Genomic DNA, 12,750 nt, shown 5'->3' with positions numbered 1-12,750 from the left:
GACACGTGTTGCCACCACGTGTTCGGAGCCCACCTTAGGGAAGTGCAGGTGATCTGGCTAACAGTCACCTCAAAATTCAGCACTTCCTCAGCCTCCACACTAGACGGGACCTCGGGTCGCTACCGGCCGTCGTTCCCACGTCCGGTCACCATCGCATCACATCTCGGGGCTGCTGGCGAGGGAAGGGCCGAAATGACCACCCGATCTGGATGCTTGTCCCGGTCGGGGACAATGGCCGGGTGCCTGGCTCCGAGATCTCGCAGACCTTGTTCGACCGCGCCCGCGCCGTCTCGCCGGGCGGAGTGAACTCGCCCGTCCGCGCCTTCCGCGCCGTGGGTGGGACGCCCCGCTTCATGCGCGAGGGCAAGGGCGCCCGACTCACCGACGTCGACGGCAACTCGTACGTCGACCTCGTCGCGTCGTGGGGCCCGATGCTGCTGGGCCATGCGCACCCCGAGGTCATCGAGGCTGTGCGCGAGGCGGCGGTACGAGGCACCTCCTTCGGCACGCCCAGCGAGCCCGAGGTCGCACTCGCGGAGGAGATCGTCGCTCGGACACCGGTCGACCTCGTGCGCATGGTCTCCTCGGGGACCGAGGCGACCATGTCGGCGATCCGGCTGGCGCGCGGCTGGACCGGCCGCGACCTGATCGTGAAGTTCGCCGGCTGCTACCACGGGCACGTGGACGCGCTGCTCGTCGAGGCCGGCTCGGGCGTCGTGACGTTCGGGCTTCCGGGGACGCCGGGCATCCCCTCCGCCTCGACCGCGCAGACGCTGGTGCTGCCGTACAACGATCACGAGGCTGTCGCTGCCGCGTTCGCCGAGCACGGCGCCCAGATCGCCTGCGTCATCACCGAGGCGGCGCCGGGCAACATGGGCGCGGTCCCGCCGCTGCCGGGGTTCAACGCATTCCTCGCCGAGACCTGCCGCACGCACGGTGCGCTCTTCGTCTCCGACGAGGTCATGACCGGGTTCCGGGTCAGCCGCAGCGGCCACTGGGGTCTCGACGGCGCTCACGAGGGTTGGGCGCCCGACCTCATGACCTTCGGCAAGGTGATGGGCGGCGGCTTCCCCGCGGCGGCGTTCGGCGGTCGCGAGGAGATCATGCGCCAGCTCGCGCCCGAGGGGCCGGTCTACCAGGCGGGCACCCTCTCCGGGAACCCTGTCGCGACGACGGCCGGGCTGACGACGCTGCGTCTGGCCACCGACGCGGTCTACGCCCACCTCGACGAGGTCTCGGGCACGATCCAGGGCCTGGCAGCCAAGGCGCTCGACGCTGCCGGCGTCCCGCACGTCGTGCAGGCCGCGGGCAACCTGTTCAGCGTCTTCCTCGGTCGTACGGAGCCGGTCGTCGACTTTGCCGACGCCCAGGCCCAGAGTCAGCCGGCGTACAAGGCGTTCTTCCACGCGATGCTCGACCACGGGGTCTACCTGCCTCCCAGTGCGTTCGAGGCGTGGTTCGTCTCCGACGCTCTGGATGCCGACGCGCTCGAGGACATCGAGCGAGCCCTGGAGCCCGCTGCACGTGCCGCTGCGGCGACAATGGCCCCATGAGCAGCAGCGACCGTACGATCGTGCACCTGATGCGGCACGGCGAGGTGCACAACCCCGCAGGCGTCCTTTACGGCCGCCTTCCCGACTACCACCTGTCCGACCTGGGCCGTCAGATGGCCGAGCGTGGGGCCGAGTACTTCGACGGTGAGGACATCACCCACCTCGTCGCCTCCCCGCTCGAGCGGGCGCAGGAGACGATGGAGCCGATCGCCAAGACGCTCGGTCTCGACGTGACGACCGATCCGCGGGTCATCGAGGCAGGCAACCAGTTCGAGGGCAGGACCTTCGGCGTGGGCGACGGCTCGCTGAAGCACCCGAGCGTCTGGTGGATGCTGCGCAACCCGAGCACGCCGTCGTGGGGCGAGCCGTACAAGCAGATCGCCGCGCGCATGCTCGAGGCGATGGGCGACGCGCGCGACGCCGCGCGCGGGCACGAGGCCGTCATCGTCTCGCACCAGCTCCCGATCTGGGTGGCACGGCTGACCGTCGAGCGCCGCCGCTACCTGCACGACCCGCGCAAGCGCCAGTGCTCGCTGGCCAGCGTCACGTCGGTCACGTACGAGGGCGACGTGCCCGTCGCGGTCGCCTACAACGAGCCGGCCGGCGACCTGATCCCGGCCAAGCTCCGCAAGAAGTTCGTCGGAGGCGCGTGACCGTGCGCCTCGCCCGCCTCGTCGTCACCGCCGCTGCCGTGGCGCTGCTCGCCGGCTGCTCGTCGTCCACGCAGGCCGACGAGACCACGGGTGGTTTCGTCGCCGGCGACGGCTCGATCACGGCCCCGGAGGTGGGCGAGCGCAAGCCCGCTCCCGCGCTCGAGGGGGAGTCGCTCGACGGCGATCCGATCGCCCTAGAGGACTTCGCCGGCAAGACGGTCGTGGTGAACGTGTGGGGCTCGTGGTGCGCGGAGTGCCGTGTCGAGGCGCCGGCGTTCGCGGCGGTCGACGCCGAGACGGGCGACGACGTCCAGTTCCTCGGCATCAACATCCGCGACTCGCGCGCGGCGGCGAAGGCGTACGACGAGAACTTCGGCATCACCTATCCGTCGCTCTACGACCCGTCGGGCAAGACCGTGCTCGGCTTCCGCGACAGCCTGCCCTCGATGGCGGTGCCGACGACGTGGGTGATCGCCTCGGACGGCACCGTCGCCGCGCGCATGCTCGGGTCCGTGTCCGAGTCGACGCTGCGCGGGCTGATCGACGACGCGAAGGCCAGCGATGGGTGACTGGGCGTACGACACCGTGCTCTCGGGCTCGCTGCTGCTCGCGACAGGCGTCGCGCTGCTCGCGGGTCTCGTGTCGTTCTTCTCTCCGTGCGTGGTCCCGCTGCTGCCCGGCTACCTCTCGTACGTCTCCGGCATGACCGCGGCCGAGGTCGCGGCGGACGGCAAGTCCGCCCGTCAGCGCGGACGCCTGGTGCTCGGCGCGGGGCTGTTCGTGCTCGGTTTCAGCGCCGTCTTCGTCTCGTACGGGGTGCTGTTCGGGTCGGTCGGGATGCAGCTGCGCGAGTACGAGCGTCCGATCTCGATCGTCATGGGCATCATCGTGATCTTGCTCGGACTGGCCTTCATGGGGTTCGTCCCGTGGCTGCAGCGTGACGTCCGCGTCCACGCGGTGCCGTCGGTCGGCCTCGCGGTGGCGCCGTTGCTCGGCGTGCTGTTCGCGATCGGGTGGACGCCCTGCATCGGTCCTGCGCTTGGCGCGGTGCTCGGCCTCGCGTACAACGAGGGCACGGCAGGGCGCGGCGCGTTCCTCACCGCCGTCTACTGCCTGGGCCTCGGCGTGCCGTTCCTGCTGGCGGCGTTCGCGTTCAGCCGCTTCGCGCGGGCGACGGCGTGGGTGCGTCGTCACCAGCGGGCGATCTCGCTCGTCGGAGGCGGCCTGCTGGTCGTCGTCGGCGTGCTCCTTGTGACCGGGCTGTGGGGGCAGCTGATGACCGAGCTGACCTCCTGGGTCGGCAGCTTCGAACCGGTGGTGTGATGTCCGAGAAGAGTCGCGGACCGAAGGGCAGGGCCACCGCGCCCGCGCTCTCGCTCCTCGAGACCCTGCGATGGGCGTGGCGCCAGCTCACGTCGATGAAGACGGCGCTGTTCCTGCTGCTGCTGCTCGCGCTCGCCGCGGTGCCGGGGTCGATCGTGCCGCAGCGCGGTGTCGACCCGCGTGCCGTCGCGGCATACGTCGAGCGGCACCCGGACCTCGCCCCGGTGCTCGACAAGCTCGGGGCGTTCCACGTCTACACGTCGGTGTGGTTCAGCGCGATCTACCTCCTGCTCATGGTGTCGCTGATCGGCTGCATCGTGCCGCGCGTCGGTGTGTACGCCCGTGCGCTGCGGGCCCGCCCACCGAAGGCGCCCCGCAACTTCTCGCGCCTGCCCGCGTCGGCCACGTACGAGACGACGGCGGACGTGGAGAAGGTCCTCGACGACGCCGCCAAGAGCCTCGGCCTCGCCCGCAAGGACACCGTCACCGAGACGGACGAGTCCGGGACGGTCGTCGCGGGCGAGGTGCGTGCCGAGAAGGGCTACCTGCGCGAGTTCGGCAACCTGGTCTTCCACGTCAGCCTCGTCGTCGTGCTCGTCGGCGTCGCATCGATGAGCCTGCTCGGCTACCGCGGCAACGCGATCGTCGCCGAGGGCGGCGGCTACTCCAACACGCTCACGCAGTTCGACGAGTTCACCGCGGGTGGGCTGTTCGACACCGACGACCTGCCGCCGTTCTCGATGACGCTCGACGAGTTCGACTCGCGCTTCGAGCTCGAGGGGCCGCAGCGCGGGGCGCCGCGCAGTTTCGTCGCGTACGGCACGGTGACTGACAAACCTGGCGAGGAGCCGCGCCCGTACGAGCTCAAGGTCAACCACCCGCTGCGCGTCGACGGCGCGTCGGTCTATCTCGTCGGGCAGGGCTACGCGCCGGTGGTCCGGGTGAAGGACGGCAAGGGGCGTGTGGTGTTCGAGGACGCGGTGCCGTTCCTGCCGTCGGACCCGACGTACACCTCCAACGGTGTCGTGAAGGTGCCGGACGCACGTCCCACGCAGCTCGGCTTCCAGGGGTTCTTCCTGCCGACCGGCGTGTCGACCGGGGATGAGGAGATCCCGATGTCGGCGCACCCGGCGGCCGCGAACCCGGTGCTCGGGCTGTTCGCCTACTACGGAGACCTCGGGCTGGACGACGGCGAGGCGCAGTCGGTCTACGTGCTCGACAAGGACGAGCTGACGCAGTTCATGGGTGACGACGACAAGCCGCTGCGCATCATCCTCACGCCCGGTGAGTCGGTGTCGCTTCCCGACGGCAAGGGCACGGTCGAGTTCGTCGAGCTGCGCCAGTTCGCGCGGTTCCAGTTCAGCGCGCAGCCCGGCGTCATGGTGCCGCTGTGGGGAGTGTCGATCGGCGCGATCGGTCTCGTGCTGTCGCTGATGATCCGTCCGCGTCGTACGTGGGTGCGTGCCCGGCGCCGCGAGGACGGCACGACGCTCGTCGAGGTCGCCGCGCTCGACCGCGTCCCGCGCAGCGACGTCGAGCAGAGCGTCGACGACCTCACGGGGCGTCTCAAGGAACGCACGGGGCATACTGGATCGAGCTACGACACGGTGTCGGAGTCAGAGGCTGCGCCGACGAGTGCTGCACCGACGAAGGCCGCCACGACAAGGGACGAAGCATGACTCTCGAGGACTACGCGAACTTCTCGAACTACGCGATCGCGTCGGCGACGGCGGTGCTCGCGCTCGCCTGGCTCGCGTCCGTCGCGCAGTGGGCGTTCGGCTCGAAGGCCGTCCGCGCGCAGCGCTCCGTGCCGGTCGCGGAGCCCGCGCTCGTTGGTGCCGGTGCCGCGAGCACCGTCGACGGCGCGACCGCCGACGGCGGTGACGCAGTCGTCGCCGAGGAGCGCAGCGACCTCGCCGGACGCATCTCGCTCTCGCTGACCGTCCTGGGCCTGGCGGTCCTGCTGGCCGGGGTCGTCACGCGCGGACTCGCCGCCGAGCGGGTGCCGTGGGGCAACATGTACGAGTTCGCGATGACGGGCATCTCCGTTGTGCTCGTCGGCTACCTCGCGATGGTCGTCTGGATGAAGATCGACTGGCTCGCGCCACTGGTGCTCGGCTTCTCCGTGGTGATGCTCGGCCTGTCGATGACGGTGTACGTCCCGGCCGGCCCGCTGGTGCCGGCGCTCGACTCGTACTGGCTCGTCATCCACGTCGCCTCCGCGATCGTCGCGGGTGCCGGGTTCCTCATCGGTGCGGGCGCGTCGATCCTCTACCTGGTGAAGTCACGAGCCGAGGCGAAGGGCGGCGCGAAGGGTTATCTCTCGCGGCTGCCGAGCGCGGCCTCGATGGACCAGCTCGCCTATCGCGTGACGGCGTTCTCGTTCCCGGTCTGGACGTTCGCCGCGCTGATCTCGGGCCCGATCTGGGCCGAGCACGCGTGGGGACGGCCCTGGGGATGGGACCCCAAGGAGGTCTGGGCGTTCATCACGTGGGTCGCGTACGCCGGCTATCTCCACGCACGCGCGACCGCGGGCTGGAAGGGCAAGGCCGCCGCGATCCTCGCGCTGGTCGCGTTCACGACGTTCATGTTCAGCTTCGTCGGGGTCAACCTGTTCTTCCCCGGCCTGCACTCGTACGCGAAGTAGCCGCGCCGCGCCGCGCCGCCGGTCAGAGGCCACGGAGGAAGTCGGGGTCGTCGTCGGGCCCGCGGGTGATCGGTCGCTGCGGACGCGGCGGGCCGGACGGCTTCGTCCGCGACTTGCCGACCGTGAGCCACAGCAGCACCCCGAGCGCGGGGACGAGCGCGAGCAGCACCCACACGGGCTTGGGCAGTGCCCGGATGCGCTCGCGCGGCGTGGCGATCACGTCGAACAGCGTGTAGACCGCGAGTGCGACGACGATGATGATCGGGATCGCCTTTGCCATGCGCCCAGCCTACTCGTGCGGGCGAGGACTCTGCCTAGGCTGGAGGTATGAGCGCATCCCCCCGGCTGGTGACCCTCTCCGACATCGAGCACGCCTCCGAGCGGATCGCCTCGACGTGCCTGCGGACGCCGGTCGTCCCGCTGGTGCAACCCGACGGTGACGTGCCGTTGTGGCTGAAGGCGGAGTCCCTTCAGCCGACCGGGGCGTTCAAGCTCCGCGGCGCGACCAACGCGGTGGCGGTGCTCGACACGGCACAACGCCAGAGGGGCGTCGTGACGCACTCGTCGGGCAACCACGCGCAGGCGGTCGCGTACGCGGCGAGGGCCGCCGGCGTACGTGCCACCATCGTCATCCCCGACAACGCGCCGTCGCTGAAGGTTGAGGCGACCCGCCGCTGGGGTGCGGAGATCGTGATCGTGCCGCCCTCGGAGCGGCTCGCCCGCGCCGAGCAGATCGCCGCCGAGACCGGCGCCGTCCTGATCCCCCCGTACGACGACCCGGACGTGATCGCGGGCCAGGGAACGGTCGGGCTCGAGATCGTCGAGCAGGTCGCCGATCTCGGCACGGTGCTCGTCCCGGTCAGCGGGGGAGGGCTGGTCAGCGGCATCGCGGCTGCCGTCAAGGCGCTGCGCCCCGACGTGCGCGTGATCGCGGTCGAGCCGGAGCTTGCGGGTGACCTCGCAGAGGGGTGGGCCGCCGGGGAGCGCCGCGTGTGGTCGGTCGCCGACACGTCCCGCACCGTCGCCGACGGGCTGCGGACGGACTCGGTCGGAGTCCTCAACTGGGCGCACGTGCAGGCGTTCGTCGACGACGTCGTCACGGTGAGCGAGGACGAGATCCTCGCCGCCGTCGGCACGGTCGTACGAGGTTCCCGGCTGGTGGTCGAGCCGAGCGGCGCGGTCGCCGCCGCAGCAGTCCTGGCGGGGAGGGTCGGCCCGGTGGCCGGGACGACGGTGGCGGTCGCCTCTGGGGGCAACGTGCCGCCGGAGACGCTCGCGCGGCTGCTGGGGTGATCCCGCGAGATCAGACCGTGGTCTGATGGGTGGCCCGCCGAGGGCGCCTACCCTGACGTAGTGAGAGCGATGGTCGGGCGGATTCGGGCGCACCCGGGCTGGGTCGACGCTGCACTGACGGGGATGTTGATCGTCCCGCTGATCCCGTTCGCCCTCGGCATGTCCGCCAGTATCGACGCGGCGTACCAGATCCTGATCTTCCTGCCGCTGGCCTGGCGGCGTTCGGCGCCGGTGGCTTCGTTCGCCGCCGTATCTGCCCTCCTGGCCGGACAGCTGCTCGTGACGGACGTGCCGTACTACGCCGACCTCTCGCTGTTGCTGTCGCTGTACGCGATCGCCGCGTACGGGCCTTTGTGGGCTCGGCGGGCGGGTCTCGGCGTCGGGTTCCTGGGCGCGGTCCTGTCCACGGCCGACTGGTACCGCGACTCCCCGGGCACGAGCACGGTCGCGACCGTCGTGATGATGAGCCTCGTCGTGCTCGCACCATGGGCGATGGGGGCCTACATGCGGACGCGGCGCGAGTACATCGCCGGGCTCGAGGACCGAGCACGGCAGCTCGAGCGCGACGCCGCGCAGCAGGCGACGATCGCCGCCGCCGCGGAACGGGCTCGGATCGCGCGGGAGATGCACGACGTCGTGGCGCACAGCCTGTCCGTGATCGTCGTCCAGGCCGACGGCGCCCTGTACGCGTCGCGGACCCGCCCGGAGGTGGCGGTGGAGACGCTGCAGACCATCTCGCGCACGTCGCGCGCGTCGCTGGCCGAGATGCGAAGGCTGCTCGGGCTGCTGCGGGGGGACGAGGACGCGACCCAGGCCGAGCGGACGCCGATGCCGACGGCGGCCGACATCGGTGGCCTGGTCGAGCAGGTGCGGCGCAGCGGGCTCGATGTCCGTACCGAGCTCGTCGGCGACCCCCGGGAGATCGATCCGGCCGCCGGCCTCACGGTCTACCGGGTGGTGCAGGAGGCACTGACCAACACGTTGAAGCATGCGGCTCCGGACGTGCGGGCGCGGGTGCAGGTCGCGATCGCGGGGGACCACGTTCTCGTCCGCGTGGAGGACGATGGTGGGGCTGCCGCTCCGGCGGGCCGGCTGCCGGATGCCGCGGACGTGGGTCCGGTGCCGTCGGCCGGAGGTGGGCACGGGATCCTCGGGATCAGAGAACGGATCGCCCTCCACGACGGAACCGTCGAGGCGGGCCCGCTGCTCGGGGGCGGGTTCCGGGTCGAGGCGAGGATCCCGTACGACAAGGAGGGCACGTGAGCACGTCGTCAGGTGGTCCGGCGGACCGGCCTCTGCGGGTCTTCCTCGTCGACGACCAGCAGCTCGTCCGGGCGGGCTTCCGGATGCTCGTCGAGTCGCAGCCCGACATGGAGGTCGTGGGCGAGGCGGCCGACGGCCTGGACGCTGTCGAGCGCCTGTCGGTCACCGGCGCGGACGTGGTCCTCATGGACGTGCGAATGCCCCGCATGGACGGCGTCGCCGCGACCCGTGCCCTGACCGAGCGAGGTGTCACGGCACGGGTCGTGGTGCTGACGACCTTCGACCTCGACGAGTACGTGTACGCCGGGCTGCGTGCGGGAGCCTCGGCGTTCCTGCTGAAGGACGCTCCTCCCGAGGTGCTGCTCAGCGCGATCCGTGACGTGCACCGTGGCGACGCCGTGGTCGCGCCGAGTGCCACGCGCCGGATGCTCGACCGGTTCGCCGACCAGCTTCCTGACGACGAGCAGCCACCCGACCCGCGTCTGGAGGCGTTGACCGACCGCGAGCGCGAGGTCCTGCTGCTCATCGCCCAGGGCCTGAGCAACACCGAGATCGCCAGCAGCCTCTTCGTCGCGGAGCCGACCGTGAAGACACACATCGGCCGGCTGCTGTCCAAGACCGGGAGCCGCGACCGGGTCCAGCTCGTGGTCCTCGCGTACGACGCCGGCCTGGTGCGGCCCACACCCTGATCCGTACGACCACGGTATGACGGGGTCGCGCCGGGACCGACCCTCAGGCCGACGCTTCGCGGGGGTGCCCGAACCTAGCGTGACGGCATGACCTCTTCTTCTCGTCCTCGTACTCCCGGAACCACCCTCGAGCCGGGGGGAGCGCCGCCCGACGCGATCGCCGCCCGTACCCACTCGCTCGTCAAGACGTACGGGCGCGGCGACGCGCAGGTGCACGCGCTCGACGGCGTCGACCTGGAGATCGAGCGGGCCCGGCTGACCGCGATCATGGGCCCCTCGGGCTCCGGCAAGTCGACGCTGATGCACTGCCTCGCGGGTCTGGACACGCCGACCGCAGGCGAGGTGAGCGTCGCCGGCATCGCGCTCGGCAGCCTGGACGACAACGCCCTCACACGGTTCCGCCGTGAGCACGTCGGCTTCGTGTTCCAGGCGTTCAACCTGATCCCGACCCTCACCGCTCGCCAGAACATCCTCTTGCCGCTCGAGCTCGCCAACCGTGAGCCGGACTGGCGGCGCCTCGACCAGCTCGTCGAGGTGCTCGGCTTGGCCGACCGGCTCACCCACCGGCCGCCGGAGCTGTCGGGCGGGCAGCAGCAGCGCGTCGCGATCGCCCGTGCGCTGCTGTCGTCGCCGGACGTGGTCTTCGCGGACGAGCCCACCGGCAACCTGGACAGCCGCTCGAGCGCCGAGGTGCTCGGATTCCTGCGCCGTTCGGTCGACGAGCTCGGCCAGACGGTCGTGATGGTGACGCACGAGCCGACCGCTGCCTCGTACGCCGACCGTGTGGTGCTGCTGCGCGACGGGCAGCTCGCGGGGACGCTGGTGCGTCCGAGCGCCGACGACGTCGTGGCCGCCATCGCCGGGCTGGCGGGCTGACGTGCGCACGGTGCTGTGGGGGTCGCTGCGCGGCCACGCACGCCGGTACGTCGCGGCGGGGGCCGCGATCGTCATGGCGGTCGCGTTCATGGTCGCGGTCAACGCGCTCAGCGGTGCGGCCCGCGACGGGGCTCGTGCCGAGATCGTGGCGCAGTACGCCGGCGCGGACGCGGTCGTCGATGTCACGGACGCCGATGCGGCAACCGCGGCGCGGGTCGCCGCGGCGGTCTCCGACGTCGACGGTGTCGAGGCGGTCGTCGCCAACCGCAGGTCCTTCGTCAACGTCGTCGCGGGCCCGTCGCGCCACCTGATGAGCATCGGAACCGTCAGCGCGGACGACGGCCTGCGGTGGCAGGACGTCGTCGAGGGCCGGGCACCCGAGGGCCGCGGCGAGGCCCTGGTCTCGAGGTCGACCGCCGAGAGATACGAGGTGGCGGTGGGTGACGTCCTCGCGGTCGAGGGTGACGGTACGTCGCCGGAGGTCGTCGTCACCGGACTCGTGGAGGGTGCGGCAGGCGCACTCGGGTCCTCTCTCTACGTCGACGAGCACACGATGACGACGCTGGGCGACGTCGTGTCCTCGGTCGACGTGTCGGTGCGCGCGGCCGAGGGGGAGGCCGATGCGGTGCATGCCGTGCTGGACGGCTCGGCGGCCGTCGACGGGCACGTCGTGATGACGGGCGACGCCTGGGTCGACGACCAGATCGTCAGCGCGAGCCGCGACATCGACATCATCCAGCGCCTCGTCCTGGTGTTCGCGGCGGTCGCCGCTTTCGTCGGGGCGCTCGTCATCGCCAACACGATCACGATCGTCCTGGCTCAGCGCCGCAGGGAGCTGGCGCTGCTGCGCTGCGTCGGCGCGACCCGCAAGCAGATCGTCCGCTCGCTTCGTACGGAGTCACTGGTGCTCGGTCTCGCCGCGTCGGCGCTCGGCGTCGTCGTCGGCTGGGGGCTGGGGCTGACGGCCGTGGCGGCGATGCGGGCGTGGACCCCCGGCCTCACCCTCGGGTCGGCCTCGCTGACTGTCATGGGCGTGGTCGTGCCCTTCGTGCTCGGTGTCCTCACGGTCGTCGGCGCGACGGTGCTGCCGGCGCGCCGTGTGGCACGGCTCGCACCGCTGGAGGCGCTTCGCCCGCACGAGACCACCGGTCTCGACGGGCGCGCAGGACGGCTGCGGATCGGCGCGGGGGTGCTGCTGTTCGGTGCCGGGGCCGCCGGGCTGGCCGTCGGGACAGGCGACCGCCTTCCTGTCGGGCTCGTCGGAGGCATGCTGTCGTTCCTCGGCGTCGTCGTGCTGGCGCCGCTGATGGTCCCGGCCGCGCTGCGTCTGGTCGGTCCGCTGGTTGGTCGTACTGGCGTGGCAGGTCGCCTCGCGGCGGGCAACGTCGTGCGCAATCCCCGTCGTACGGCGTCGTCGTCCACGGCACTACTCGTCGGCGTCACGCTGATCACGACGGTCGTGGTCGGATCGGCGTCGCTGCGCACGACCGTGGACCGCGACCTGGACGAGTCGTACGCGCTCGACGTCGGTCTGGTCGCGACCGAGGGAGCGCTGCCGGTGGACGTCGAGCGTCGGGTCGCCGCGCTCGACGGTGTCGAGTCCGTCGCGGTCGTGGACGGTGCCCGCATCGAGATGGACGGGCACCGCGTCCTCGCGCTCGAGGTCGATGACGCGGCGCAGGCGGTGATGAGAGGTGATCACGCCGTCCCCGGTCCGGGCGAGATCGTCATCGGAGAAGAGCTCGCGTCCGCGCTCGACCTGTCGTACGGGGAGACAGCGGCCGTACGAGGGGGTGCGGACCTCGTGACGATGCGCCCGCGCGGCGGCGGCGCGGTGGGTGAGGTCGTGCTGGTGGCGCCAGGCACCCTCGCAGGACTCGGTGTCTCCGAGAAGCCCCGCGCGCTGTGGGCCCGCGGAGCCGACGGCGCACCCGCGGAGCAGGTGATGGCCGACGTGGCGACACTCGCGCCCGCGGGCGGGCAGCTGGTCGGTGGCCTGGAGCAGCGCGGGTGGGTGGTGCTGCAGCTCGACGTGGTGCTCGCCGTGACCGTGGGCCTGCTCGCCGTCGCCGTGCTCATCGCCGCAGTCGGGATGGCGGGTGCACTGAGCCTGTCGGTGCTCGAACGCACGCGAGAGAACGCCCTCCTGCGCGCGCTCGGGCTGAGCCGGAGGGGCCTGCGGTTCACGCTCGGCGCGGAGGCGCTGCTGATGGCAGGGGTGGGCGCGGTCCTCGGCACCGTTCTCGGGACGGCGTACGGATGGCTGGGCGTGCGGGCCACCACGGCCGGACTGATGGACGACGTCGGGCTCTCGGTTCCGTGGGGGCAGGTCGCGCTCGTCCTCGCGGCGGTGCTCCTGCTCGGCCTGGCGGCGTCCGTCCTGCCTTCCCGCCGAGCCGCTCGCATCGCACCCGCGGAAGGCATCGCGGCGCTCTGACCGGCTCGTCGGTTTC

12 protein-coding genes are annotated in these 12,750 nt (G+C 71.6%); 11 read left to right on the top strand and 1 reads right to left on the bottom strand.

Annotated features, from left to right (window positions below):
• Nucleotides 1–239: 239 nt before the first annotated feature.
• Genes hemL through ccsB form a run of 6 tightly spaced genes read left to right on the top strand, consistent with a single transcriptional unit; the run spans nt 240 to nt 6,176 of the window.
• Nucleotides 240–1,553, top strand: coding sequence for a glutamate-1-semialdehyde 2,1-aminomutase (gene hemL, locus HCT63_RS14280; RefSeq protein ID WP_243843038.1), 1,314 nt, complete (start codon nt 240–242; stop codon nt 1,551–1,553).
• The gene (locus tag HCT63_RS14275) at nt 1,550–2,206 is read left to right on the top strand and encodes a histidine phosphatase family protein (RefSeq protein ID WP_167006050.1); all 657 of its coding nucleotides are present in this window, start codon (nt 1,550–1,552) and stop codon (nt 2,204–2,206) included. The genes hemL and HCT63_RS14275 overlap by 4 nt, the downstream gene beginning before the upstream one ends.
• A complete protein-coding gene (locus HCT63_RS14270; protein WP_208322443.1) occupies nt 2,203–2,775 on the top strand; it encodes a TlpA disulfide reductase family protein in 573 nt (190 codons plus the stop codon). The genes HCT63_RS14275 and HCT63_RS14270 overlap by 4 nt, the downstream gene beginning before the upstream one ends.
• Complete coding sequence (locus HCT63_RS14265; protein WP_167006047.1) at nt 2,768–3,529, top strand: cytochrome c biogenesis protein CcdA; 762 nt, start codon at nt 2,768–2,770, stop codon at nt 3,527–3,529. The genes HCT63_RS14270 and HCT63_RS14265 overlap by 8 nt, the downstream gene beginning before the upstream one ends.
• Nucleotides 3,529–5,208, top strand: a complete 1,680-nt coding sequence (locus HCT63_RS14260; RefSeq protein WP_167006044.1) for a cytochrome c biogenesis protein ResB — start codon at nt 3,529–3,531, stop codon at nt 5,206–5,208. Before HCT63_RS14265 ends, HCT63_RS14260 begins: the two co-directional genes overlap by 1 nt.
• Nucleotides 5,205–6,176 (top strand): c-type cytochrome biogenesis protein CcsB, encoded by a 972-nt coding sequence (gene ccsB / locus HCT63_RS14255; protein WP_167006041.1) that lies wholly within the window; start codon nt 5,205–5,207, stop codon nt 6,174–6,176. The genes HCT63_RS14260 and ccsB overlap by 4 nt, the downstream gene beginning before the upstream one ends.
• A 22-nt stretch (nt 6,177–6,198) precedes the next feature.
• On the opposite strand, the gene HCT63_RS14250 is transcribed toward ccsB, so the two are convergent.
• Nucleotides 6,199–6,456 (bottom strand): PLDc N-terminal domain-containing protein, encoded by a 258-nt coding sequence (locus HCT63_RS14250; RefSeq protein WP_167006038.1) that lies wholly within the window; start codon nt 6,454–6,456, stop codon nt 6,199–6,201.
• Nucleotides 6,457–6,503: 47 nt separating this feature from the next.
• Between HCT63_RS14250 and HCT63_RS14245 the strand changes: the two genes are divergently transcribed.
• The 5 genes from HCT63_RS14245 to HCT63_RS14225 all read left to right on the top strand — a co-directional run bounded on the left by HCT63_RS14245 (nt 6,504) and on the right by HCT63_RS14225 (nt 12,734).
• Entirely contained in the window at nt 6,504–7,469 is a 966-nt protein-coding gene (locus HCT63_RS14245) for a threonine/serine dehydratase (protein WP_167006035.1), read from the top strand.
• A gap of 69 nt (nt 7,470–7,538) precedes the next feature.
• Nucleotides 7,539–8,732 carry a histidine kinase gene (locus tag HCT63_RS14240; RefSeq protein ID WP_243843071.1) on the top strand — a complete coding sequence of 398 codons (1,194 nt, stop codon included), beginning with the start codon at nt 7,539–7,541 and terminating at the stop codon, nt 8,730–8,732.
• A complete protein-coding gene (locus tag HCT63_RS14235) occupies nt 8,729–9,421 on the top strand; it encodes a response regulator transcription factor (protein WP_167006030.1) in 693 nt (230 codons plus the stop codon). The genes HCT63_RS14240 and HCT63_RS14235 overlap by 4 nt, the downstream gene beginning before the upstream one ends.
• A gap of 87 nt (nt 9,422–9,508) precedes the next feature.
• Nucleotides 9,509–10,297 (top strand): ABC transporter ATP-binding protein, encoded by a 789-nt coding sequence (locus HCT63_RS14230; protein ID WP_167006028.1) that lies wholly within the window; start codon nt 9,509–9,511, stop codon nt 10,295–10,297.
• A gap of 1 nt (nt 10,298) precedes the next feature.
• The gene (locus HCT63_RS14225; RefSeq protein WP_167006026.1) at nt 10,299–12,734 is read left to right on the top strand and encodes an FtsX-like permease family protein; all 2,436 of its coding nucleotides are present in this window, start codon (nt 10,299–10,301) and stop codon (nt 12,732–12,734) included.
• Nucleotides 12,735–12,750: the final 16 nt, after the last annotated feature.

This window comes from Mumia sp. ZJ430, from assembly GCF_011751845.1.
In the GTDB taxonomy this organism is placed as follows: domain Bacteria; phylum Actinomycetota; class Actinomycetes; order Propionibacteriales; family Nocardioidaceae; genus Mumia.
Note: the sequence above shows the minus strand (reverse complement) of the source record. Positions and strands in the feature narration are given on the sequence as shown.

Coding starts and splice junctions, on each gene's coding strand:
- HCT63_RS14245 (WP_167006035.1), top strand. CDS start 6,504: ATGAGCGCATCCCCCCGGCTGGTGACCCTCTCCGACATCGAGCACGCC.
- HCT63_RS14240 (WP_243843071.1), top strand. CDS start 7,539: ATGGTCGGGCGGATTCGGGCGCACCCGGGCTGGGTCGACGCTGCACTG.
- HCT63_RS14250 (WP_167006038.1), bottom strand. CDS start 6,456: ATGGCAAAGGCGATCCCGATCATCATCGTCGTCGCACTCGCGGTCTAC.
- HCT63_RS14260 (WP_167006044.1), top strand. CDS start 3,529: ATGTCCGAGAAGAGTCGCGGACCGAAGGGCAGGGCCACCGCGCCCGCG.
- ccsB (WP_167006041.1), top strand. CDS start 5,205: ATGACTCTCGAGGACTACGCGAACTTCTCGAACTACGCGATCGCGTCG.
- HCT63_RS14275 (WP_167006050.1), top strand. CDS start 1,550: ATGAGCAGCAGCGACCGTACGATCGTGCACCTGATGCGGCACGGCGAG.
- HCT63_RS14265 (WP_167006047.1), top strand. CDS start 2,768: ATGGGTGACTGGGCGTACGACACCGTGCTCTCGGGCTCGCTGCTGCTC.
- HCT63_RS14230 (WP_167006028.1), top strand. CDS start 9,509: ATGACCTCTTCTTCTCGTCCTCGTACTCCCGGAACCACCCTCGAGCCG.